The following is a 22,971-nucleotide window of genomic DNA, read 5'->3' as shown; positions in this document are numbered from 1 at the left end:
TTCCCAAGAAAGCAAGGAGACACGATGAGCACCCTGGACCCCGTTCACTCGGGAGGCGAGACCTCGGCCGGCCGCAGCTGGCTGGGCACGCTGAACCGCAACGAGAAGCGCACCCTGGCCGCCTCCTTCAGCGGCTACGCGGTCGATGCCTTCGACTACTACACGCTGCCGCTGGTCACGCCGATCCTGCTCACGCTGTGGGGCATGAGCAAGACCGAGGTCGGCTTCATCGGCACCGCCACGCTGGTGGCGTCGGCCCTCGGCGGCTGGCTGGCCGGCATCCTGGCGGACCGCTACGGCCGCGTGCGCATCCTGCAGCTCACCATCCTGGTGTTCGCCATCTTCACCTTCGCCTGCGGCCTGGCACAGACGCCCGGCCAGTTGATGGTGGCTCGCACGCTGCAGGGCCTGGGCTTCGGCGGCGAATGGGCGGTGGGCTCGGTGCTGATCGCCGAGATGATCCGCCCGGCCTACCGCGGCAAGGCGGTGGGCCTGGTGCAGAGCAGTTGGGCCATCGGCTGGGGCGCGGCGGTGCTGGTGTCGATGGCGCTGTTCTCCTTCCTGCCGCCGGAGGTTTCGTGGCGGGTGATGTTCCTGCTGGGCCTGCTGCCGGCGGTGCTGATCGTCTTCATCCGCCGCTCGATCCGCGACCCGGAGATCTACGTGCAGACCCGCGCCGCGGTGGCGCGCGGCGAGCGCAGCGGCAACTTTCTCGCCATCTTCAAGCCGGGCATCCTGGGCACGACGGTGCTGGCCAGCCTGCTGTTCACGGGCATGCAGGGCGGCTACTACGCCATCGGCGTGTGGCTGCCGACCTTCCTCAAGAACGAACGCCACCTCACCGTGCTGGGCTCGGGTGGCTACCAGTTCATGTTCATCGTCGGGGCCTTCCTCGGCTACCTGTGCGGCGCCTACCTGTCGGACCGCCTGGGGCGGCGGCTGGCCTTCATCCTGTTCGCGGTCGGCGCCGGCACGCTGGTCTATGCCTACACCCTGCTGCCGATCACCGACGGGCTGATGCTGGTGCTGGGCTTTCCGCTGGGCTTCTTCATGTCGGGCATCTTCAGCGGCGCGGGCGCCTTCCTGGCCGAGCTGTTCCCGAATGAACTGCGCGGCTCGGGGCAGGGCTTTTGCTACAACTTCGGGCGCGGCATCGGTGCGACCTTCCCGGCGCTGGTGGGCGTGCTGAGCGACCGGCTGCACATGCCGCTGGGCACCGCGATCGGGGTGTGCGCGGCGGCGGCCTATGCGATCGTGGTGGTGGTGGCGCTGTGCCTCCCCGAGACACGCGGCCGCGATCTGCATCAGAACTGATCCCGCTTTCCTTTCTCCTCCGTGATGCGGCGGCCCTCGAGGGTCGCCCTGTCCCTCCGCGACCCCATCGTTCCTTCATCATGAGCAAGCATCCCATCTCTTCGACTTCCCGCTGGCAGTTCTGGATCGACCGCGGCGGTACTTTCACCGACCTGGTCGGCCGCGATCCCGAAGGCGGTCTGCACACCCTCAAGCTGCTGTCCGAGAACCCCGAGCAGTACCGCGACGCCGCCGTCGAGGGCATCCGCCGCCTGCTGGGCCTGGGCCCGGGCGAGCGGGTCACGCCGGAGCGGGTCGAGTGCGTGAAGATGGGCACCACGGTGGCCACCAACGCGCTGCTGGAGCGCAAGGGCGAGGGCACGGTGCTGGTCACGACCGGCGGCTTCCGCGATGCGCTGCGCATCGCCACCCAGGCCCGGCCGCGGCTTTTCGACCGGCACATCGTGCTGCCTGAATTGCTCTACGAACGTGTGATCGAATCCAGCGAGCGCGTGGATGCGGATGGCAGCCTCGTCCGTCCGCTCGACGAGGCGGCCCTGCGCGTCTCGCTGCAGCAAGCCTTCGATGCCGGCCTGCGCGCCTGCGCCATCGTCTTCATGCACGGCTGGCGGCACCCGGCGCACGAACTGGCGGCCGAGCGCATCGCCCGCGGGGTGGGCTTCACGCAGGTCTCGGTCTCGCACAAGACCAGCCCGCTGATGAAGCTGGTGCCGCGCGGCGACACCACCGTGGTCGACGCCTACCTCAGCCCCATCCTGCGCCGCTACGTGGACCAGGTCTCGCAGCAGATGCCCGGCGTGCCGCTGTTCTTCATGCAAAGTTCGGGCGGCCTCACGCAGGCGCAGCGCTTCCAGGGCAAGGACGCGATCCTGTCCGGGCCGGCCGGCGGCATCGTCGGCATGGTGCGCACGGCGCTGGAGGCCGGCCATCCGAAGGTGATCGGCTTCGACATGGGCGGCACCTCGACCGACGTCTCGCACTACGCGGGCGAATTCGAGCGCTCCTTCGAGACCCACGTGGCGGGCGTGCGCATGCGCGCGCCGATGATGAGCATCCACACGGTGGCGGCCGGCGGTGGCTCGGTGATCGGCTTCGACGGCGCGCGGCTGCGGGTCGGGCCGGAGTCGGCGGGCGCCAACCCGGGGCCGGCCAGCTACCGGCGCGGAGGGCCGCTGACCACGACCGATGCCAATGTGCTGCTGGGCAAGATCCAGCCGGACCATTTTCCCCACGTCTTCGGCCCGGCGGCCGACCAGCCGCTGGACCGCGAGGCGGCCCGGCGCGGCTTCGAGGCCATGGCACGGCGCATGGCCGAGGCGACCGGCCGCGAGACGAGCCCGGAGGAGGTCGCCAGCGGCGCCCTTCGCATCGCGGTGGCCAGCATGGCCAATGCGGTCAAGCGCATCTCGGTGGCGCGCGGCTACGACGTCACGCAGTACACGCTGCAATGCTTCGGCGGCGCCGGCGGGCAGCATGCCTGCCTGGTGGCCGATGCGCTGGGCATGGAGCGCGTTTACCTGCATCCCTTGGCCGGCGTGCTTTCGGCGTTCGGCATGGGCCTGGCGGATCAGCTCGCGATGCGCGAGCGGGCGCTGGAGCGGCGTCTCGATGCCGAGGGCCTGGCGGCGGCCCGCCGCACCGCGCTCGCGCTGGCGGACGAGGCGGTGACCGAACTGCACGCGCAGGGCGCGGCGCGCGCCGGCATCGCCACCGTGCAGCGGGTGCAGTTGCGCTACGAGGGCACCGACACCGCGCTGCCCTGCACGCTGCCGATGGCGCAGCCGCAGGACCAGGCCATCGCCGCGCTGCGCGAGGAGTTCGAGGCCGCCTACCGCCGCCGCTTCGCCTTTCTGATGCCGGACCGGGCACTGGTGATCGAGGCCGTGACGGTGGAGGCCACCGCCGCCGGGGAGCGGACCGCCGTGGCATCCGCAGGCGGCGACACAGTCCCGCACGCCCCGGCGCCGCACGCCGCGGTGCGCGTCTACTGCGAAGCCGACGAGCAGCCGGCCGGCTGGCGCGATGCCGCACTCTTCCTGGAGGGCCAGCTTCGTCCCGGTGCCACCCTCGACGGCCCCGCGATCGTCGCCGGCGGCAACGCCACCACCGTGGTCGAGCCCGGCTGGCAGGCGCGCGTGGACGCGGCCGGCATGGTGCTGCAGCGGGTGCGCCCGCGCGTCACGGCGCAGGCCGTGGGCACCAGGGCCGATCCGGTGATGCTGGAGGTCTTCAACAACCTGTTCATGAACATCGCCGAGCAGATGGGGCTGCGGCTGCAGAACACGGCCTACTCGGTGAACATCAAGGAGCGGCTGGATTTCTCTTGCGCGCTGTTCGACGTGAAGGGGCAGTTGATCGCCAACGCGCCGCACATGCCCGTGCACCTGGGCTCGATGAGCGAGTCGATCCGCACGGTGATCGACGCCAATCCCGGCATGAAGCCGGGCGACGTCTACATGCTCAACGACCCGTACCACGGCGGCACGCACCTGCCGGACATCACGGTGGTGACGCCGGTGTACCTGTCGCCCGGCGATGCGACGCCCTCGTTCTACGTGGCCTCGCGCGGCCACCATGCGGACGTGGGCGGCATCACGCCCGGCTCGGTGCCGCCCTTCTCGAAGACCATCGAGGAGGAGGGCGTGCTGATCGACAACTTCAAACTGGTCGAGCAGGGGCGCCTGCGCGAGGCCGAGGTACGCGCCCTGCTGGCGAGCGGCCCGCATCCTTCGCGCAATCCCGAGCAGAACATCGCCGATCTGCGCGCCCAGGTCGCGGCCAACGAGAAGGGCGTGCAGGAACTGCGGGCCATGGTGGCCCAGTTCGGCCGCGAGACGGTGGCCGCGTACATGGGCCACGTGCAGGACAACGCCGAGGAGTCGGTGCGCCGCGCCATCTCGGCGCTGAAGGACGGCGAGTACAGGCTGCCGCTGGACAACGGCGCGCGCATCCAGGTCCGCGTGCAGGTCGATGCCGCCGCACGTGCCGCGACGGTCGACTTCACGGGCACCAGCGCGCAGTTGCCCAACAACTTCAACGCGCCCAAGGCGATCACCATGGCGGCGGTGCTGTACGTTTTCCGGACGCTGGTGGACGAGGACATCCCGCTCAACGCCGGCTGCCTGAAGCCGATCCGCGTGATCGTGCCCGAGGGCTGCATGCTCAACCCGGTGGCGCCGGCGGCGGTGGTGGCGGGCAACGTCGAGACTTCGAGCTGCGTCACCAATGCGCTCTATGGTGCGCTGGGCGTGCTGGCGGCGAGCCAGTGCACGATGAACAACTTCACCTTCGGCGACGGCGAGCACCAGTACTACGAAACCATCTCCGGCGGCTCGGGTGCCGGCCCGGGCTTCGACGGCACGAGCGTGGTGCAGACGCACATGACCAACTCGCGCCTCACCGATCCCGAGGTGCTGGAATTCCGCTACCCGGTGCGCCTGGAGCGCTACGAGATCCGCGCAGGATCGGGCGGGGCAGGGCGCTGGCGTGGTGGCGACGGCGGGGTGCGGCGGGTACGCTTCCTGGCGCCGATGACCGCCTCCATCCTCAGCAATGGCCGCACGCACGGTGCCTTCGGCGGTGCGGGCGGCGCGGCGGGCGCGGTGGGGGTCAACCGGGTCGAGCGCGCCGACGGCACGGTCGAGGCGCTGGAGCACATCGGCCAGGTGCAGATGGGGCGGGGCGATGTGTTCGTGATCGAGACGCCTGGGGGTGGGGGGTGGGGCGTGGCTTGATCTTGCGGGCCTGAAACGACCCATGGACGACGTGGACCTCGTAGCACGTCGGCGGGCAGCGGTGGTGGGCTACGTCAGCAGGCGCGCACCGTCGACTTTCGAAGCCGACCTGTCGAAAGTCCACAAAGGCTGGTGGCCAGCCAGCGCGGCGAGCGCCGCATGCATGCAGTCCGAGTAGTCGGCGGTGCCGTGCGCGTACCACCGCAGGGCAAGTTCCACCGCTCCTTCGGATTCGAACACAAGTTCATCCGCGGCGAGAAGGACGGACAGTGTCTCGATGACCTCTGTCTTGGAGAACTTGAAGTTCGAACGCAGGACCCACTCGAGTTCAAGTGACACGCTGATGGGAACGAACATGGCCTCGTTCGTTTCGACGCAGCGGCGGATGAGCCGGCTGGCGGCGGCCAGTTGACGTTCATCGTCTTGGACGAGATAGCGAACGAGGACGTTGGTGTCGAGCGCCGCCATCAGCGCCAGGCATTCATCGCTTCGACTGGAACGTGCCGGCCCTTCGGCGCCTTCAACCTGCCCGCCATGTCCAGGATGGAGCGGGTCTTGGCGCGTACCAGGACTGTGCCATCGGGGAGGGCATGCCATACGAGCCGGGTCCCCGCTGATGCGCCGAGCTGGGCGCGTATCTGGGCAGGGACGGTGGTCTGCCCCTTGGCGGTGATGGTGGATTCGATCATGGTTCCTCCTTGCATCCGTGCCGATAGTAATGCATGGCGTCACTCGTGTCGTTCGGACCAAGCCGATGGCTACAGTCCAACCGGAGCCGGCCCTCCCGGAAACGGACGTGAACGACGCGCCCGCACCATCGACGCTATCCCTCCAACTTGCTTGGTGGCGGCACCTTCGCCACGGCACCGAGTTTCAGCTGAAAGCGGCGCCCTCGACCCGCGCTTCATCCGTACCGAGCGGGGCGCCATCTATCTCTTCGATACGTCAGCGGACAAGCTGCACCGAGAAGCTGTGAAGCGCTCGTGTGAGCCTCACATCCCCACGTAGTTGGGCCCGCCGCCGCCTTCGGGCGTGACCCACACGATGTTCTGCGTCGGGTCCTTGATGTCGCAGGTCTTGCAGTGCACGCAGTTCTGCGCGTTGATCTGCAGGCGCGGCTGGCCGCCCTCGCCGTCGACGAACTCGTAGACGCCGGCCGGGCAGTAGCGGCTTTCGGGGCCGGCGTACTCGGGCAGGTTGATCTGCGTGGGCACGGCGGCGTTCTTCAGCGTCAGGTGGGCCGGCTGGTTTTCCTCGTGGTTGGTGTTGCTGATGAACACCGAGGACAGGCGGTCGAAGGTGAGCTGGCCGTCCGGCTTCGGGTAGGCGATCTTCTTGCAGGCCGAGGCCTTCTTCAGGCGCTCGTTGTCCGGCTGGTCGCGGTGGATGGTCCACGGAATGTGGCCGCGCAGCAAGTACTGCTCGATGCCGGTCATGAGGGTGCCCACGGTCAGGCCCTTCTTGAACCACTGCTTGAAGTTGCGCGCCTTGTTGAGTTCCTTGTAGAGCCAGCTCTTCTCGAAGGCGGCCGGGTAGGCGCCGAGCTCGTCGTGCTGGCGCCCGGCCATCACGGCGTCGTAGGCGGCCTCGGCCGCGAGCATGCCGGTCTTGATGGCCGCATGGCTGCCCTTGATGCGGCTGGCGTTCAGGTAGCCGGCGTCGTCGCCCACCAGCGCGCCGCCCGGGAAGACGGTCTTGGGCAGCGAGAGCAGGCCGCCCGCGGTGATGGCGCGCGCGCCGTAGGAGATGCGCTTGGCCGGCTTCAGACCCTTGTCCTGGCCTTCGAAGTACCAGCGGATGTTGGGGTGCGTCTTGAAGCGCTGGAACTCCTCGAAGGGGCTCAGGTGCGGATTCTGGTAGTCGAGCCCTACCACGAAGCCGACGATCACCTGGTTGTTCTCGGCGTGGTAGAGGAAGGAGCCGCCGTAGGTGTCGTTCGGCAGCGGCCAGCCGGCGGTGTGCACGGCCAGGCCGGGCTCGTGGCGAGCCGGGTCGATCTCCCACAGCTCCTTGATGCCGATGCCGTAGCTCTGCGGGTCCTTCCCGTCGTCGAGCTTGTACTTGGCGATGAGCTGGCGGCCCAGGTGGCCGCGGCAGCCCTCGGCGAAGATGGTGTACTTGGCATGCAGCTCCATGCCGAGCTGGAAGCTGTCGGTGGGCTGGCCGTCCTTGCCGATGCCCATGTTGCCGGTGGCCACGCCGCGCACCTTGCCGTCGTCGGTGTAGAGGATCTCGGCCGCGGGAAAGCCCGCGAAGATCTCCACGCCCAGGGCCTCGGCCTGCTGGGCCAGCCACTTGACCACGTTGCCCAGGCTGACGATGTAGTTGCCCTCGTTGTGGAAGTTCCTGGGCAGCAGGAAGTTGGGGGTGCGGTAGGCGCTGGTTTCGCTGAGGATCAGGAAGGTGTCCTGCGTGACGGGCTGGTTGAGCGGCGCGCCTTGTTCCTCCCAGTCGGGCAGCAGCTCGTAGAGCGCGCGCGGGTCCATGATGGCGCCGGAGAGGATGTGGGCGCCGGGCTCGGACCCCTTCTCGAGCACCACGACAGAGATGTCCTTGCCGTGCGAGGCGGCCAGCTGCTTGAGGTGGATGGCAGTGGCCAGTCCGCCGGGGCCGGCGCCGACCACGACCACGTCGTATTCCATGGCTTCGCGGGGGCCGTACTGGGCGAGGATTTCTTCGTTCGTCATCTGGGGTCTCGTCGATAATGATTTTGGGAGGGCGAGGCGCCACAAGAGGGCCGGGCCATTTTATGCGGCGCCTTATGCCTCTCCGGAATGTCTCTTACTACAACTCGGGGGCGGTCTCCATGTCCTACAGCATCGATCTTTCGGGCCGCGTGGCCTTCGTCACCGGCGCATCGAGCGGCCTGGGTGCGCAGTTCGCCAAGACCCTGGCCCGCGCGGGCGCGGCCGTCGTGCTGGCCAGCCGCCATACCGACAAGCTCAAGGAGCTGCGCGCGCGCATCGAAGGCGAGGGCGGCGACGCCCACGTGGTGGAGCTCGATGCGAGCGACCTCGGCAGCATCAAGGCCGCGGTGGCGCGGGCCGAAACGGAAGTCGGGCCGATCGACGTGCTGGTCAACCACGCGGGCGCCAGCACCACGCAGCGACTGGAGGACGTGAAGCCCGCGGACTACGACTTCATCTTCGACGCCAACGTCAAGGGCGCCTTCTTCGTCGCCCAGGAAGTGGGCAAGCGCATGCTGGCGCGTGCCCGCGGCGCGGCGCCCGGCACTTACGTCGGCGGGCGCATCATCAACATCGCCTCGGCGGCGGCGCTGAAGGTCATTCCCAAGATCGGCGTCTACTGCATGAGCAAGGCGGCGGTGGTGCAGATGACCAAGGCGATGGCGCTCGAGTGGGGGCGCTTCGGCATCAACGTCAACGTGCTGTGCCCGGGCTACATCACGACCGACATCAACGAGGAGCACTGGAGTTCCGACGACGGCCAGAAGCTGGTGGGCGGCCTGCCGCGCAAGCGCCTGGGCCGGCCTGAGGACCTGGACGGCCTGGTCGTGCTGCTGGCCAGCAGCCAGAGTCATTTCGTCAACGGCGCGGTGATCGCGGCCGACGACGGGTACGCGCTCTGAAGTTCGCCTCCGTCCCGAGAAAAACACCCCATGAGAATCGAGATCCCCGAAGCCAAGAAGCTGGTCTACGAGATGACCATCGCCATCCGCTGGGGCGACATGGACGCGATGGGCCACCTCAACAATGCCAGCTACTTCCGCTTCCTGGAGACGGCGCGCATCGACTGGTTCCACGCGCTCGGCACGCTGCCCCGGCCGGAGGGCGAGGGCATGGTGATCGTCAACGCCTTCTGCAACTTCTACCGCCAGCTCGAGTACCCGGGCGACGTGCTGATCAAGATGTACGTGAGCGATCCCGGCCGCACCACCTTCGAAAGCTGGGCCACCATGGCTCGCGCGGACGAACCCGAGGTGATCTGCGCGGCCGGCGGGGCGACCACCATCTGGGTGGATGTGGCGAAGCAGAAGGCGCTGCCGCTGCCGGATTGGCTGCGGGAGATCGTGAGCTGAAGCGGTCCGCAGGCGCTCAGGCCGCGTTCAGCACGATCCGCGCCTCGAACCCCGTCGCCGCACCCGGCGGCGGCGAGTACAGCTCGAGCCGGGCGCCATGCTTCTCGACGATGGTGTTGACGATCGACAACCCCAGCCCGTAGCCCGCGCGGTCCGAGCTGTGGCGCACGTGGCGCTGCCGCAAGGTGTGAAGCTGCTCCGCGCCGACGCCGGGGCCGAAGTCGCGCACGGCCAAAGTGCCGGGGGGCATGACCTCGATCACCACGCGGCCGCGGCCGTAGCGTAGGGCGTTTTCCACGAGGTTGCGCAGGGCGATGGCCAGGGCGTCGACGTCGCCGAGCACGGCGACAGAGGACTCGCTCTCGGGCAGCTTCAGCGTGAGGCGCTCGTTCGCGTTGGCGACTTTCCAGAACTCCTCGGCCACGGTGCCGACGAGCTGCACCAGGTTGACGCGGGCGCGCGCCAGCGAGGCGCCGGACTCGGCTCGCGAGAGCTGAAGCAGCTTCTCTGCGCGGTGGCCCAGCGTGTGCAGCGCATCCAGGGCGGCCTGCACGTCGTTGCGTCGCAGGTCGTGCTCCAGCGCGGTCTGCAGCCGCAGCCGGGCCGCCGCGAGCGGAGAGCGCAGTTCGTGGGCCGCGTTGGCCGCCAGGGCCCGCTCGACGTCGAGCGCGTGCGACAGGCGTTGCAGCAGGCGGTTGACGTCCTCGCCCACCGAATGCAGCTCGCGCGGCAGTCCGCGCAGGGGGATCGGCCGCAGATCCGCACCGCTGCGCTGCGCGATCTCGCCGGCCAGCGACTGCAGGCCGCGCAGCTCCGTGCGCGCCACGTTGCGCAGCACCAGCGCGAGCACCGGCAGCACGGCCATCAGCGGGATGATCAGGCCCAGCAGCGTGCGGTTGAGGGCGGTGCGGCGTTCGTCGAGCGGGTCCGCCACCTGGAAGTACAGGTCGAGCGTGGGATGGCGCACGGTGAAGATGCGCCACGATTCGCTGTCGGCGAAGCCCGTCGCCATCGGCACGTCGAAGGCATTGGCAGGCGCCTCGGAGGAGCGCAGCAACACGCGTTCGTGCAGGTCCACCACCTGGTAGAGCACCGCGTCGGTGGGGAAGAGCTGCGGCGGCGCGATGAAGGGCCGGACGGGCTCGGCGCTTTCGCCCCGCCGGATGCGCTCGTTGCGCAGCGTGCCGAGTTCGTGCACGGCGGTGTCGAACATGCGGTGCGCGACCTCGGCGAGTTCGCTGTCGAAGTTGTGGTTGATCTCGCGGTCCACGTACCAGCCCACGCCCAGCACGCACAGCAGCCAGACGCCGCCCACCCACACGATCAGCGTGCGCGTCAGGCGGCCGGCCAGGGACTCGCGTGCGACGGCTTCGGTCTCGGGTTCGGACCGGGGCCTGACCGGCGGCAGGAGGCCGAATTTCATTCGTCTTCTTCCTCGGGCGCGGACGAGAGCCGGTAGCCCAGGCCGCGCAGCGTCTGGATGTGGCTGCGGCCGAGCTTGCGGCGCAGGCGGCTGATGAACACTTCCAGCGTGTTGCTGTCGGCCTCGTCGCCGTAGCCGTAGAGCGCGTCGGCCAGATTGTCGCGCGTGTGGATGCGCTCGGGCCGCGTGGCCATCACGCGCAGCAGCGCCCATTCCTTCTGCGTCAGCGTGACCGGCAGCCCGTTCTTGCGTACCAGGTCGCGCGCCAGGTCGATCTCGAGCGTGCCGAACTGCAGCACCGGCGTGGCGGCGCTGCTGCGGCGGCGCTCGACCGCGCGCAGGCGGGCCAGCAGCTCGGCAGGGTCGTAGGGCTTGATGAGGTAGTCGTCGGCGCCGGCATCCAGCCCCCGGATGCGATCGGTGACCTGGTCGCGCGCAGTCAGCACGATGACGATGGGCGGATCGCGCAGGGCGCGCACGTCGGGCAGCAGGGACAGGCCCTCGCCGTCGGGCAGGTGCAAGTCGAGCAGCACGGCCGCGTACTGCACTGCGGCCAGCGCAGCGCGCGCCTGCGCCAGGCTCGGCGCCACGTCGACCACGAAGGCCTTGGCCTCGAGATAGCTGCAGACGGCACCGGCCAGCGCGGCGTCGTCTTCGACCAGCAATATGCGCACCTTGGGCAGTCCTCTTGTCGTGAAAGAACCCGAGTCTAGTGCGCCTGGCGGTTGCTTCAGGCTGCGTTCATGCCGGGCCTATAGCCTCCAGCGCCTCATGTTCCGTGTATCGCTGGCCCGTCCGGTCGCCTGGACCTTCGTTTCACTGCTGCTGATCCTGGCCTGGGATGCGAGCGGTCTCGATCTTCCGCTCGCCCGCATGGCGGGGACACCGGTGGGCTTTCCCTGGCGCAACGACTGGTTTCTCGTGCACGTGGTGCACGAAGGGGCGAGGGCGCTGAGCTGGCTGCTGCTGATCGTGCTGGCGCTCGCGATTCGCTGGCCCTTCGGCTTCCTGCGTCGCCTGGCGGTGCGCGAGCGCATTCAGCTCACCTTCGGCGTGCTGGCCGGCGTGCTGCTCGTGTCGCTCGTGAAGCAGACGAGCACGACCAGCTGCCCCTGGGACCTGAACGCCTTCGGCGGGGTCGCGCACCATGTGTCGCACTGGGCCTGGCGCCTGCGGGACGGTGGGCCCGGCGGCTGCTTTCCGGCCGGCCATGCATCCGCGGGCTTTGCCTTCATGAGCGGCTGGTTCGTGCTGCGGCGCGGGTCGCCCCGGCTGGCGGGCGCCTGGCTGGCCGCCGCGTTCGCGGCCGGCCTGGTACTGGGCCTCGGACAACAACTGCGCGGTGCGCACTACATGAGCCATACCTTGTGGACGGCCTGGTTGTGCTGGGCGGCAGGCCTGCTGCTCGACATGTGCATGCACGGATCGAAGTTTCGGCGCGCCACACGTGGCGCAGCGTCCGCGCTGCAAACCAATCTGAACGAAAGCTGATCAGGTCATTCAGCGAGTTTTCAGTCCGGTTTCCCAGACTCGGACGATGCCTCCCTCGAACGTCCGGTCCTCTGTCTTTCTCGAACCCGCTGCCGTAGCCGCGCCTGCGCAGATGCCGGCCGAGGCCCTCACCGTTCCCCTGTGGCGCCGGATCGATGCCTGGTTGACCCAGCCCCGCTCGGCGCGCAGCGTGGTGGTCTGGCTGAGTGTTTATCTGGCGCTGGTCGCCAACTGGCCCCTCTGGAGCGAACTGGCCCGCATCGGCGGCGCACCCAGCGTCTACCTGCCCACCGTTGCGCTGATGACGCTGCTCACCATCTGCGCCACCGTCGCGCTGCTGGCGCTCAGCGCCTGGACACGCTGGATGAAGCCGCTGTGGCTGGTGGTGGTGGTCGTGGCGGCGGGGGCCGAGCATTTCATGCTGAGCTACCACGCGGTGATGGACCCGAGCATGCTGGCCAACGCGATGCAGACCGACCTGCACGAGGCGCGCGACCTGATGAGCTGGCGCCTGCTGCTGCGCGTGCTGCTGGTCACGGCCTTGCCGGCCTGGGTGCTGTGGCGCATGCGCATCCCGCCGATGGGTTTGCTGTCGCAAGCCTGGCGCAACGCACTGCTGCTGCTGGCGGCGCTTGCGCTGGCCGCGGGCGGCGCGCTGGCCATGAACCGGCAACTGGCCCCGCTGATGCGCAACAACGTGCACCTGCGCTACATGATCAATCCTCCGGCGAGCCTCTACTCGGCGAGCGCTGTGGCGCTGCGGCCCGTGTTCGCGCACAGCCGGAAGCTGATCCCGGTCACCGGCGGCGCGGCACTGGGTGCGAGCTATGCAGCGCAGGCGCGCCCACCGCTGTTCCTGCTGGTGGTGGGCGAGACCGCGCGGGCCGATCACTTCGGCCTCAACGGCTATGCGCGCGACACCACGCCGCAGCTGGCGGCGCGCAAGGTGCTCTCGTGGCGTGATGTTCACTCCTGCGGCACCAACACGCTGGCCTCGGTGCCCTGCATGTTCTCGCCCCTGGGCAAGGCCGGCTTCGAAAAACGAAAGGACGACTACGAGAACCTGATGGACGTGCTGCAGGCCGCCGGCCTGGCCGTGTTCTGGATCGACAACCAGCCCGGCGGCTGCAAGGGCGTATGCGACCGCATCCCGCATGCCTTCGCCGCCGACGCCCTCGATCCCGCCATGAAGAGCGCACTGTGCGACGGCGACGAATGCCTGGACGACGCGCTGCTCAAGGACCTGGACCGGCGCCTGGCGGCACTACCGGCGGAGCGTCGGTCCCGCGGCGTGGTGCTGGCGATGCATCAGATGGGCAGCCATGGCCCGGCCTACTACAAGCGTTCCTCGGCAGATACCAAGCGCTTCCTGCCCGAGTGCAAGACCAACGCGCTGGCGGAGTGCAGCCATGCCGAACTGGTCAATGCCTTCGACAACTCCATCGCCTACACCGACCGCTTCCTCGGCCAGGCCATCGACTGGCTGCAGGCGCAGTCGGGGCGCTACGACCCGGCCCTGCTCTACCTGAGCGACCATGGCGAGTCGCTCGGCGAATACGGCCTGTTCCTGCACGGCGTGCCCTACGGTTTTGCGCCGGAGGTGCAGAAGCACATCCCGATGGTGATGTGGTTCGGGCCGCACATGCGCGAGCGCGGGGGCCTGTCGCAGGCCTGCATGGCGGCGGGGCTGGACCAGCCGCTCACGCACGACAACCTGTACCACACGGTGCTGGGGCTGATGGACGTGAAGTCGCCCAGCTACCAGGTCGGGCTGGATGCGCTGGCCTCCTGCCGCGGGCCGGTGCACGACAGGGGCGGCGACAGTCGACCAACTACTTCTTCGCCCTGGGCACTCGCCCCAGCAGATAGAACTCCGCATTCGGTTGCATCCCGCTGAAGCTCGCCATCCGGTTGGAGAGGCCGAAGAAGGCGGTGATGGCCGCGATGTCCCAGATGTCCTCGTCGCTGAAGCCCTGCGCATGCAGGGGCGGGAAGTCGCCCTCGTCGATCTCGTGCGAACGGTCGCAGACCTTCATCGCGAATTCCAGCATGGCGTACTGGCGCGGCGTGATGTCCGCCTTGCGCCAATTGACGGCCACCTGATCGGCCACCAGCGGTTTCTTCTCGTAGATGCGCAGCAGGGCACCGTGGGCCACCACGCAGTAGAGGCAGCGGTTCGCGGCGCTGGTGGCGGTGACGATCATCTCGCGCTCGCCCTTGGTGAGCGAGCCTTCCTCCTTGAGCATCAGCGCGTCGTGGTACGCGAAGAAGGCGCGCCACTCGGCCGGGCGGCGGGCGAGGGCGAGGAAGACGTTGGGCACGAAGCCTGATTTCTCCTGCACCTCGAGCACCTTGGTGCGGATGTCATCGGGCAGGTTGGCGAGCTCGACGAGGGGGTAGCGTTCGGCGGTCATGTTGTCTCCGGGTGGCCGTGTTCTGGGCGGCCCATCATAGGCAAAGGCCCAGACGTCTACGTCGTGCCGCCGGCGTCCAGCACCGCCTGCGTGCTCTCGTCCTTGAGCGCCACGCCGGTCAGTCCCCGCCGCAGCGATTCGCGGATGAACCAGGCCAGCCGGAAGGCCGCTGCCTCGAAGGGCAGGCCTTCGGGGCGCACGTTCGAGATGCAGTTGCGCTGCGCATCGTTGCGCCCGCGGCGCGGATCGTGGGTGAGGTAGATGCCCAGGATGTCGGGCGAGCTCAGGCCCGGCCGCTCGCCGATCAGCATCACGGCGAGCCGGGCCCCGAGGGCCTCGCCGATCTCGTCGGCGAGGGCGACACGGGCCTGCGTCGCGATCACGATGGGCGCGAGCGCCAAGCTGTCGGGCAGCAGCGGCCGCAGCGCCCCGAGCAAGGGCAGGGGGTGGCGGCCCGCTGCCAGGGCGGAAAGGCCGTCGCCGATCACCAGGCACAGATCGCAGGGCCCTGGGGCGGCGGCGCGCAGCCGGGCAGCGTCTTCTTCGTCGAGGCGCCGGCCGAGGTCGGGGCGACGCAGATAGGTGGGCCGGTCGGGCGCGCGGCTGCGTGCCTGCAGCACCTCCCAACCGGCATCGCGCAGGCCTGTCTCCAACGCTTTCACGTCCAGGACCGCATGAACGGCATCCCGCGCCATCGCATGCGCCCAGCCGAAGCGCAGCACTTCGTCGGTCGGCATGCCCGCACCCGCGCGTCCCAGGGCCAGGCGTGCCGGCGTCGCTTCGCGCCATTCGGCCCAAGGGCTCGGCGTGACGATGTCATCCTTGCTCATGACAAGGCCTTGAGTGAGCGCATGTCCGCCAGAAGCCGGTTCGCCCCGGGCGGCAGCAGGCGGCCGCCCTCACCGGTGATGCCCATGCGCTGGAGCCAGGCCTCGAACTCGGGCGCCCGTTTCAGACCCAGGGTCTCGCGCAGGAACAGCGCGTCGTGGAAAGAGGTGCTCTGGTAGTTCAGCATCACGTCGTCCGCTCCCGGCACGCCCATGATGAAGCTGATGCCGGCGGTGCCCAGCAGGACCAGCAGGGTGTCCATGTCGTCCTGGTCGGCCTCGGCATGGTTGGTGTAGCAGATGTCGCAGCCCAGGGGCAGGCCCATCAGCTTGCCGCAGAAGTGGTCTTCCAGGCCGGCGCGAACGATCTGCTTGCCGTCGTAAAGGTACTCGGGCCCGATGAAGCCGACCACGGTGTTGACCAGGAGCGGCTGATAGCGCCGCGCCAGCGCATAGGCGCGGGCCTCGCAGGTCTGCTGGTCGACGCCGAAGTTGGCGTCGGCCGACAGGGCAGAGCCCTGGCCGGTCTCGAAGTACATGACATTGCGGCCCAGCGTTCCGCGCGCGAGCGACTGCGCGGCTGCGTGCGCCTCGTCCAGCAGCTCGGGCGTGATGCCGAAGGAGCGGTTGGCTTGCTCGGTGCCGGCGATGGACTGGAACACCAGGTCCACCGGCACGCCGGACTCGATCAGCTTCAGCGTGTGGGTGACGTGGGTCAGCACGCAGCTTTGCGTCGGCACCTCGAAGCGCTGGATCAGCTCGTCGAGCATGCGCAGCAGGTCGCCCAGGTGCTGCAGGCTGTCGGAGACGGGGTTGATGCCGATCACGGCGTCGCCTGCGCCCATCAACAGGCCGTCGAGCATGGAGGCCGCGATGCCGCGGGGATCGTCGGTCGGGTGATTGGGCTGCAGCCGAACCGCCAGGTGGCCGGGCAGCCCGATGGTGTCGCGAAAGCGCGTGAGCACGCGGCATTTGCGCGCGACGGCGACCAGGTCCTGATTGCGCATCAGCTTGGAGACGGCGGCCACCATCTCGGGCGTGAGGCCCGGCGCAAGGGCGGCCAGGGTATCGGCATCCGCCTGCGCCGACAGCAGCCAGTTGCGGAAGTCGCCCACGCTCAGGTGCGCCACGGGTGCGAAGGCGGCGGCATCGTGGCCGTCGATGATCAGGCGCGTGATGTTGTCCTCCTCGTAGGGGATCATCGCCTCCTGCAAGAACTGCGACAGCGGCGTCTGCGCCAGCACGTGCCGCGCCGCCATGCGCTGCTGCGCGCTGGAGGCGGCGATGCCGGCCAGTTCGTCGCCCGAGCGGGCCGGGCTGGCGACGGCCATCACCTGGCGCAGGTCCTTGAAGTCGAAGACCTGCGAATCGAGGATGGTGCGGTAGCGCATCGTGGCAGGGGGTTCAGCCCAGGTTGGAGAGCATCTTGTCGGGCACGGCGGCCTGGCGTTGTGCCGCCGTGAGGCGGAAGTAGCCGTAGGCCAAGGCCATCAGCACCAGGAACAGCAGGGTCAGGCGGCCATTGAACCAGACCATCGCGCCCAGGCACACCAGGCCGAGCCCGAAGGCGATGGCGGGAAAGACCGGGTAGAAGGGCGCGCGGTAGGGCCGGGGCAGGCCGGGCTCGCTGCGGCGCAGCTTGAACAGCGCCGCCATGGAAATCAGGTACATCGTGATCGCGCCAAGCACCGACATGGTGACGATGTTGGCGGTGAGGGTCTGCCCGCCGAACTGCACCCACTCGTCGCTGAAGATGGCGGCGATGCCGATCACGCCGCCGGCCACCAGCGCCCGGTGCGGCGTGCCGAAACGCGGGCTCAGCGCCGCGAAGGTGGCCGGCAGGTAGCCGGCGCGCGCCAGCGCGAAGATCTGGCGCGAATAGCCCATGATGATTCCGTGGAAGGAGGCGATCAGCCCGAACAGCCCGATCCACACCAGCATGTGCAGCCAGCCGCTTTCGCTGCCCACCACCGCCTTCATCGCCTGGGGCAGCGGGTCGTTGATGTTGGCGAGCTGCCGCCAGTCGCCCACGCCACCGGCGAACACCATCACGCCGAAGGCCAGCACCACCAGCGTGAGGATGCCCGTGATGTAGGCCAGTGGAATGGTGCGCTGCGGATCGCGCGCCTCCTCCGCCGCCATGGCCGCGCCCTCGATGGCGAGGAAGAACCAGATCGCGAAGGGGATGGAGGCGAAGATGCCCGGCAAGGCCGCACCGCTGAACTGGCTGCTGCCCGACCATCCGTTCGCGACGAAGTTCGCCACCGACCAGCCCGGCGCGACCACGCCCATGAACACCAGCAGCTCGAAGATGGCCAGCACCGTCACGAAGAGCTCGAAGGCCGCGGCGATGCCGACGCCGATCCAGTTCAGCCCGATGAAGACGAAGTAGGCGGCCAGCGCGAACCACTTGGGGTTGATGCCGGGAAACTGCACGTTGAGGTAGGCCCCGATCGCCAGCGCGATGGCCGGCGGGGCGAACACGAACTCCACCAATGTCGCGAAGCCGGCGACGAAGCCGCCGTTCGGACCGAAGGCACGTCGTGCATACGCGAAGGGGCCGCCGGCATGCGGGATGGCGGTGGACAGCTCGGTGAAGCTGAAGATGAAGGTCGTGTACATCGCCGCGACCAGCATGGTGGCGACCAGGAAGCCCAGCGTGCCGGCGCTGTTCCAGCCGTAGCTCCACCCGAAGTACTCGCCGGAGATCACCAGCCCCACGGCGATGCCCCAGAGCTGGACGGGGCCGAGCACTTTCTTGAGGCCTGTGGACATGCACGCACTCCTTGGGGTTGGTCGGTCCATCAGCAAGAGCGATGCCATGCCGGCACGCGCCGCAATAATGGCTTGTTTTCAACCAACCCGGGAGACTTCCTCGTGCGTTCCTTCCTTCGTCCCACAGCCGCAGCCCTCGCTGCCCTTTGCCTGCTGCCTGCCGCGATGGCGCAAGGCGCGCCCGTCACCACCCCCAGCGGGCTGATCTACCAGTCGGTCAAGGAAGGCACGGGCGCCTCGCCCGCCGCGACGGACGTCGTCAAGGTGCACTACCGCGGCACCTTCCCCGACAGTGGCAAGGAGTTCGACAGCTCCTACAAGCGCAACGAGCCGACCGAGTTCCCGCTCAATGGCGTGATCCCGTGCTGGACCGAGGGCGTGCAGAAGATGAAGGTCGGCGGCAAGGCCAGGCTGACCTGCCCGCCGGCCATCGCCTACGGCACGCGCGGCGCGGGCGGGGTGATCCCGCCGAACGCCACGCTCAACTTCGAGGTCGAGCTGATCTCGATCAAGGGGCGCTGAGCGTTCCGGCCTCGGCTCTTCCGAAGGCCGTTTTTACTGCGCCAACCGGCCCCGTATCGGGGCCCCAGCCCCTGCAGCAGCCTACGCAGACGCCCTCGACCATCAGCTGCCTGGGCTCACCCAGCTCCGTCACCCAGGCTGGTACTGATACAACCAGGTCTCCGTCAAGGTCTGATCCCCATTCTTCATGTACAGCCGCATGTCCACCGGCTCCGTGCCCTCGGCCGTGAAGTCGAACTGCGCGCGCCAATGCCCAGGCACGCCGTTGGGCACGGCCTCCGAGAAGACATAGGAGAACTTGCCCCTCGAAGCCGTGAGCACCAGTTCGGGCTTGACGCCGAAGGGGATGGATTCGAGCGGCTTGCCGATGAACTCGACCATGAACTTGCGCACGCCCTGAGGCCGCTGCGTGCCCGGCTGGCCGCCGCGGCCCAGGCGGGTGGCGATGCACCGTGCCAACGGAGAGGGGAAGGGCTCCTGGTCGGTCCAGTGGAGCCGGTACTTGATCGAATAGCTCGAGCCGGCGGTGGCAGGCGCCTTGGGCACCCAGCAGGCCAGGATGTTGTCGTGGATCTCGTCGTCGGTGGGGATCTCGATCAACTGCACCGAGCCCTCGCCCCAGTCGCCCTGCGGCTCCACCCAGAGGCTGGGGCGCTTCTCGTAGAACACGCCGTCCTGGTAGTGGTCGAAATTGCGATCGCGCTGCAGCAGGCCGAAGCCGCGCGGGCGCGTGTCGCTGAAGGCGGAGGCGCGGGTCTGGGTGGGGTTGTTCAGAGGGCGCCAGATGCGCTCGCCCGCACCGTTCCAGATGGCCAGACCGTCGGAGTCGTGCACCTCGGGCCGCCAGTCGATGCCGGTGGGCCTGCTCTCGGAGTACCAGTACATCGAGGTCAGCGGCACCAGGCCGAAGCGGCCGATGTCGCGGCGCACGAACAGGCGGGCCTCGATGTCCATCAGCACCGCCCGGGTCCGCTGCATCGCGAACTTGTAGGCGCCGGTGATGCTCGGGCCCTCCAGCAGGGCATACACCGTCATGGTGTTGGACTCGGGCGAGGCCGGCGGCTCGAAGTAGAAGCGGGTGAAGTTGGGGAACTCTTCCTGCCGGTCGGGCATGGCCGCGTCCAGGGCGATGCCGCGCGCGGACAGGCCGTACTGGTAGAGCTCGCCGATGGCGCGGAAGTAGGACGCCCCGAGGAAGGCCACCCAGTCGTTGGTCTGCCAGGCCAGCTTCTTCTGGTCGCCCAGGCGGCTTTCCTGCAGGCGGAAGCCGGCGAAGCCGGCGCCGTCGCGCAACTGCCGCGCCGGGCTGTCCGCGGGCATGCTGAAGTAGTCGCTGTCGTAGAGGATCTCGCGGGCGAAGCCGTCGCCGCCGGCGGTCTCCGTCACGTACATGTGGACGGGGGTCTGGAAGTAGCGGCCCAGGTGGAAGAAGGTGACGGGGTACTGGCCCGGACCATCGCGGAACAAGGCGAGATCGGGGTTGTACTTGAGCTTGCCGTGCGCGTCGTAGTCGATGCGCTGGAGCACGTCGGCGGGCAGCGAGTTGTCGGCCACGTAGGGGCGGCCGGCGAGGGCCTTGGCCTCGTTGACGAGGCGTTCGAAGGAGAAGGGACGTGGCTGGCTGAGCTTGATGCCGTCGGCCGCAAGGGCCTCTGCGGGCAATCCGAGGGCGGCGAGCGCCATCGAGGCACCGCCGGCGGTCAGGAGTGAACGTCGATCGATCATCGGCCAGGATGGTAGCGAAGATGGCGGGCGCGCCCCGTAGGTCGAGGGCGCAAGGCTGCAGGCAAGATGGCGCCCCTGTCCTACGATCGAATTCGAAAGCAAGAGCCGGAGTGCGCTCGCGCGGCCCGGTCCCTAAAGTGGATTCATCGACCCATGCAACGCCGAAGCGACGAAAGAAAGGACGATGAACATGATGAGCAACCCCAAGGAAATCCGCGCCCTGCAGACCGTGAGCGACCCACGCTGGGCCGCCGTGGCGGCGCGCGACCGCGCGGCCGACGGCCGGTTTTTCTACTCGGTGCGCAGCACCGGCGTGTACTGCAGGCCGTCCTGCGGCGCGCGGCAGCCGCGGCCCGAGAACGTGGCCTTCCATGCGTCGGCGGCCGACGCGGAGCGCGCCGGCTTCCGGCCCTGCCGGCGCTGCCGGCCGGACCAGCCCGCCCGCAGCGAGCAGCAGGCGGCGCAGGTGGCGGCGCTGTGCCGCTACATCGAGCAGGCCGAGGAGACGCCCACGCTGGGGGCGCTGGCCGGGCGCGTCGGGCTCAGCACCTTCCACCTGCACCGCATCTTCAAGGAGGTGACCGGCCTCACGCCGCGCGCCTGGGCCGCGGCCCATCGCGACCGGCGCGTGCGCGAGGCGCTGGCGCGCAGCGGGACCGTGACGGACGCGATCTACGAAGCCGGCTACAACTCGAACGGCCGCTTCTACGCGCGCGCCGACGAGGCCCTGGGCATGACGCCGGCGCGCTTTCGCGCGGGCGGTGCCGATGCGCAGATCCGCTTCGCGATCGGCCAGTGCGCGCTGGGCGCGATCCTGGTCGCACAAAGCGAGCGCGGCGTGTGCGCGATAGCGCTGGGCGACGATCCCGATGCCCTGGCGCGCGAGCTGCAGGACCGCTTTCCGAGGGCCCGGCTGATCGGCGGCGATGCCGAATTCGAGCAGCTGGTGGCGCGCGTGGTGGGCTTCGTCGAGGCGCCCGGCGTGGGCCTGGACCTGCCGCTGGACGTGCGCGGCACGGCCTTCCAGCGGCGCGTCTGGCAGGCGCTGCGCGAGATCCCGCCGGGCAGCACCGCGAGCTATGCCGAGATCGCGCAGCGCATCGGCAGCCCGACATCGGTGCGGGCGGTGGCGCAGGCCTGCGGCGCCAATCCGGTCGCGGTCGCCATTCCCTGCCACCGCGTGGTGCGCAGCGACGGCGCGCTGTCCGGCTACCGCTGGGGCGTGGAGCGCAAGCGAGCCCTGCTGGCGAGGGAGGCGACGGGCCGATGATCGACTGGGAACGGGTGGCGCGTGAACTCGACGCCGAGGGCGGCGCGCTGATCGAGGGATTGATGCCGCGCGAGGACTGCGAGGCGCTCGCCGCCCTCTATCCGCAGGGCGCGCCCTTCCGCAGCCGGGTGCTGATGGAGCGCCATGGCTTCGGCCGCGGCGAGTACAAGTACTTCGACTACCCGCTGCCCGAGCGCCTGGCGGGGCTGCGCGAGCAGATGTACGCGCGGCTGGCGCCGATCGCCAACCGCTGGAACGAGGCGATGGGCATCGAGGCACGCTACCCCGCCGCGCATGCCGAGTTCATCGCTCGCTGCCATGCGGCGGGGCAGACCCGGCCGACGCCGCTCCTGCTGCATTACGGCGAGGGCGACTACAACTGCCTGCACCAGGACCTGTACGGCGAGCACGTGTTCCCGCTGCAACTGGTGATCCTGCTGTCGGAGCCGGGCCGCGATTTCACCGGCGGTGAGTTCGTCATGACCGAGCAGCGGCCGCGCATGCAGTCGCGGCCCCTGGTGCTGCCGTTGCGGCAGGGCGATGCGGCGGTCATCGCCGTGCACCATCGTCCGGTGCAGGGCGCTCGCGGGGTCTACCGCGTCAACCTGCGGCATGGTGTGAGCCGGGTGCGCTCAGGGCGGCGCTACACGGCGGGCATCATCTTCCACGACGCGACTTGAAGCGATGACACCCGACCTCTTCGACACGCCGGACGACGACAGCCTGCCCGCAACGCAGCCGCTGGCGCCTGGCGCCGTGCTCTTGCGCCGCTTCGCCCGGTCCTGCGATGAGGCCCTGCTGGCCGGCGTGGCGCAGGTCCTCGCGCAGGCGCCGCTGCGCCACCTGGTCACGCCCGGCGGCTTTCGCATGTCGGTGGCGATGAGCAACTGCGGCGCGCTGGGTTGGGTGTCGGACCTCGCCGGCTACCGCTACGACGCCAAGGACCCGCAGAGCGGGCATCCCTGGCCCGCGATGCCTGCCGCCTTTCGCGACCTGGCCGTGGCCGCGGCACGCGCGGGAGGCTTCGAGGGCTTCTCGCCCGACGCATGTCTGATCAACCGCTACGAGCCCGGCACGCGCCTGTCGCTGCACCAGGACCGCGATGAAGGCCACTACGACTGGCCGATCGTCTCGGTCTCGCTGGGCCTGCCGGCCGTATTCCTGTTCGGCGGACCGAAGCGCTCCGACAAGGCGCAGCGCGTGCCGCTCGCGCATGGCGACGTGGTCGTCTGGGGCGGACCGTCGCGCCTGCATTACCACGGCGTGCTGCCGGTGAAAGAGGGCGTGCATGCTCTGACGGGAGGCTGCCGCATCAACCTGACCTTCCGCAAGGCCGGATGAGACTTCTCAGGCCGGCGGCTGGATGTCGTAGGAGATCCGCCCGGCCGGCAGGGAGGCTGGTGGCGATGAGCTGTTGCTCGTCGGTCATGGATGTTC

Annotated in this window: 20 protein-coding genes; 10 read left to right on the top strand and 10 right to left on the bottom strand. The window is 69.1% G+C overall.

Annotated elements, in window-relative coordinates; all coding sequences use genetic code 11:
* The first annotated feature begins 24 nt into the window (after positions 1–24).
* Positions 25–1,314, top strand: a complete 1,290-nt coding sequence (locus ABEA07_RS09915; RefSeq protein WP_345537536.1) for an MFS transporter — start codon at positions 25–27, stop codon at positions 1,312–1,314.
* Between the two features lie 80 nt (positions 1,315–1,394).
* Positions 1,395–5,048, top strand: a complete 3,654-nt coding sequence (locus tag ABEA07_RS09910) for a hydantoinase B/oxoprolinase family protein (RefSeq protein WP_345537535.1) — start codon at positions 1,395–1,397, stop codon at positions 5,046–5,048.
* A 69-nt stretch (positions 5,049–5,117) separates the two neighbouring features.
* Here the strand turns inward: ABEA07_RS09910 and ABEA07_RS09905 are convergent, their stop codons facing one another.
* From ABEA07_RS09905 to ABEA07_RS09895, 3 genes are all read right to left on the bottom strand, one after another.
* Complete coding sequence (locus ABEA07_RS09905) at positions 5,118–5,516, bottom strand: type II toxin-antitoxin system VapC family toxin (RefSeq protein ID WP_345537534.1); 399 nt, start codon at positions 5,514–5,516, stop codon at positions 5,118–5,120.
* Complete coding sequence (locus ABEA07_RS09900; protein ID WP_345537532.1) at positions 5,516–5,737, bottom strand: AbrB/MazE/SpoVT family DNA-binding domain-containing protein; 222 nt, start codon at positions 5,735–5,737, stop codon at positions 5,516–5,518. The genes ABEA07_RS09905 and ABEA07_RS09900 overlap by 1 nt, the downstream gene beginning before the upstream one ends.
* A gap of 303 nt (positions 5,738–6,040) precedes the next feature.
* The gene (locus ABEA07_RS09895) at positions 6,041–7,735 is read right to left on the bottom strand and encodes an electron transfer flavoprotein-ubiquinone oxidoreductase (protein ID WP_345537531.1); all 1,695 of its coding nucleotides are present in this window, start codon (positions 7,733–7,735) and stop codon (positions 6,041–6,043) included.
* A gap of 119 nt (positions 7,736–7,854) precedes the next feature.
* Here ABEA07_RS09895 and ABEA07_RS09890 point away from each other — a divergent pair, with 119 nt between their 5' ends.
* Entirely contained in the window at positions 7,855–8,637 is a 783-nt protein-coding gene (locus ABEA07_RS09890; protein WP_345537530.1) for an SDR family oxidoreductase, read from the top strand.
* 30 nt (positions 8,638–8,667) lie between these two features.
* Positions 8,668–9,087 (top strand): acyl-CoA thioesterase, encoded by a 420-nt coding sequence (locus tag ABEA07_RS09885; protein ID WP_345537529.1) that lies wholly within the window; start codon positions 8,668–8,670, stop codon positions 9,085–9,087.
* Positions 9,088–9,103: 16 nt separating this feature from the next.
* Here the strand turns inward: ABEA07_RS09885 and ABEA07_RS09880 are convergent, their stop codons facing one another.
* Together ABEA07_RS09880 and ABEA07_RS09875 are read right to left on the bottom strand one after the other, a co-directional pair.
* Complete coding sequence (locus ABEA07_RS09880) at positions 9,104–10,510, bottom strand: sensor histidine kinase (RefSeq protein ID WP_345537527.1); 1,407 nt, start codon at positions 10,508–10,510, stop codon at positions 9,104–9,106.
* Positions 10,507–11,184 (bottom strand): response regulator, encoded by a 678-nt coding sequence (locus tag ABEA07_RS09875; RefSeq protein WP_345537525.1) that lies wholly within the window; start codon positions 11,182–11,184, stop codon positions 10,507–10,509. The genes ABEA07_RS09880 and ABEA07_RS09875 overlap by 4 nt, the downstream gene beginning before the upstream one ends.
* A 97-nt stretch (positions 11,185–11,281) precedes the next feature.
* Here ABEA07_RS09875 and ABEA07_RS09870 point away from each other — a divergent pair, with 97 nt between their 5' ends.
* Together ABEA07_RS09870 and ABEA07_RS09865 are read left to right on the top strand one after the other, a co-directional pair.
* On the top strand, positions 11,282–12,001 hold the full coding sequence (locus tag ABEA07_RS09870; protein ID WP_345537524.1) for a phosphatase PAP2 family protein: 720 nt from the start codon (positions 11,282–11,284) through the stop codon (positions 11,999–12,001).
* A gap of 46 nt (positions 12,002–12,047) precedes the next feature.
* Complete coding sequence (locus ABEA07_RS09865) at positions 12,048–13,898, top strand: phosphoethanolamine transferase (RefSeq protein WP_425584109.1); 1,851 nt, start codon at positions 12,048–12,050, stop codon at positions 13,896–13,898.
* Here the strand turns inward: ABEA07_RS09865 and ABEA07_RS09860 are convergent.
* The 4 genes from ABEA07_RS09860 to eat are packed head-to-tail and all read right to left on the bottom strand — an operon-like array spanning position 13,834 to position 18,047.
* Complete coding sequence (locus ABEA07_RS09860; RefSeq protein WP_345537522.1) at positions 13,834–14,415, bottom strand: peroxidase-related enzyme; 582 nt, start codon at positions 14,413–14,415, stop codon at positions 13,834–13,836. The two genes, ABEA07_RS09865 and ABEA07_RS09860, sit on opposite strands and share 65 nt — an antisense overlap.
* Positions 14,416–14,471: 56 nt before the next feature.
* Positions 14,472–15,245: an ethanolamine ammonia-lyase subunit EutC gene (eutC, locus tag ABEA07_RS09855; RefSeq protein ID WP_345537521.1), complete on the bottom strand. Its 774-nt coding sequence runs from the start codon at positions 15,243–15,245 to the stop codon at positions 14,472–14,474.
* Positions 15,242–16,633, bottom strand: coding sequence for an ethanolamine ammonia-lyase subunit EutB (locus tag ABEA07_RS09850; protein ID WP_345537519.1), 1,392 nt, complete (start codon positions 16,631–16,633; stop codon positions 15,242–15,244). Before ABEA07_RS09850 ends, eutC begins: the two co-directional genes overlap by 4 nt.
* Before the next feature lie 13 nt (positions 16,634–16,646).
* Positions 16,647–18,047, bottom strand: a complete 1,401-nt coding sequence (gene eat, locus ABEA07_RS09845) for an ethanolamine permease (protein ID WP_345537517.1) — start codon at positions 18,045–18,047, stop codon at positions 16,647–16,649.
* 135 nt (positions 18,048–18,182) lie between these two features.
* On the opposite strand from eat, the gene ABEA07_RS09840 reads away from it, so the two are divergent.
* Positions 18,183–18,539 carry an FKBP-type peptidyl-prolyl cis-trans isomerase gene (locus ABEA07_RS09840; RefSeq protein ID WP_345537560.1) on the top strand — a complete coding sequence of 119 codons (357 nt, stop codon included), beginning with the start codon at positions 18,183–18,185 and terminating at the stop codon, positions 18,537–18,539.
* A 129-nt stretch (positions 18,540–18,668) separates the two neighbouring features.
* On the opposite strand, the gene ABEA07_RS09835 is transcribed toward ABEA07_RS09840, so the two are convergent.
* Positions 18,669–20,264, bottom strand: coding sequence for an OpgD/OpgG family glucan biosynthesis protein (locus ABEA07_RS09835; RefSeq protein ID WP_345537515.1), 1,596 nt, complete (start codon positions 20,262–20,264; stop codon positions 18,669–18,671).
* A gap of 184 nt (positions 20,265–20,448) precedes the next feature.
* Between ABEA07_RS09835 and ada the strand changes: the two genes are divergently transcribed.
* The 3 genes from ada to alkB are packed head-to-tail and all read left to right on the top strand — an operon-like array spanning position 20,449 to position 22,875.
* Entirely contained in the window at positions 20,449–21,534 is a 1,086-nt protein-coding gene (ada, locus tag ABEA07_RS09830) for a bifunctional DNA-binding transcriptional regulator/O6-methylguanine-DNA methyltransferase Ada (protein ID WP_345537513.1), read from the top strand.
* Positions 21,531–22,214 carry a 2OG-Fe(II) oxygenase gene (locus tag ABEA07_RS09825; RefSeq protein ID WP_345537511.1) on the top strand — a complete coding sequence of 228 codons (684 nt, stop codon included), beginning with the start codon at positions 21,531–21,533 and terminating at the stop codon, positions 22,212–22,214. The genes ada and ABEA07_RS09825 overlap by 4 nt, the downstream gene beginning before the upstream one ends.
* 4 nt (positions 22,215–22,218) lie before the next feature.
* Positions 22,219–22,875, top strand: a complete 657-nt coding sequence (gene alkB / locus ABEA07_RS09820) for a DNA oxidative demethylase AlkB (RefSeq protein ID WP_345537510.1) — start codon at positions 22,219–22,221, stop codon at positions 22,873–22,875.
* The last annotated feature ends 96 nt before the right edge of the window (positions 22,876–22,971 follow it).

Origin of the sequence: Variovorax defluvii (genome assembly GCF_039541515.1) — a bacterium.
Taxonomy (GTDB): Bacteria; Pseudomonadota; Gammaproteobacteria; order Burkholderiales; family Burkholderiaceae_C; genus Variovorax; species Variovorax defluvii.
This window is presented reverse-complemented; position numbering and strand designations above follow the sequence as displayed.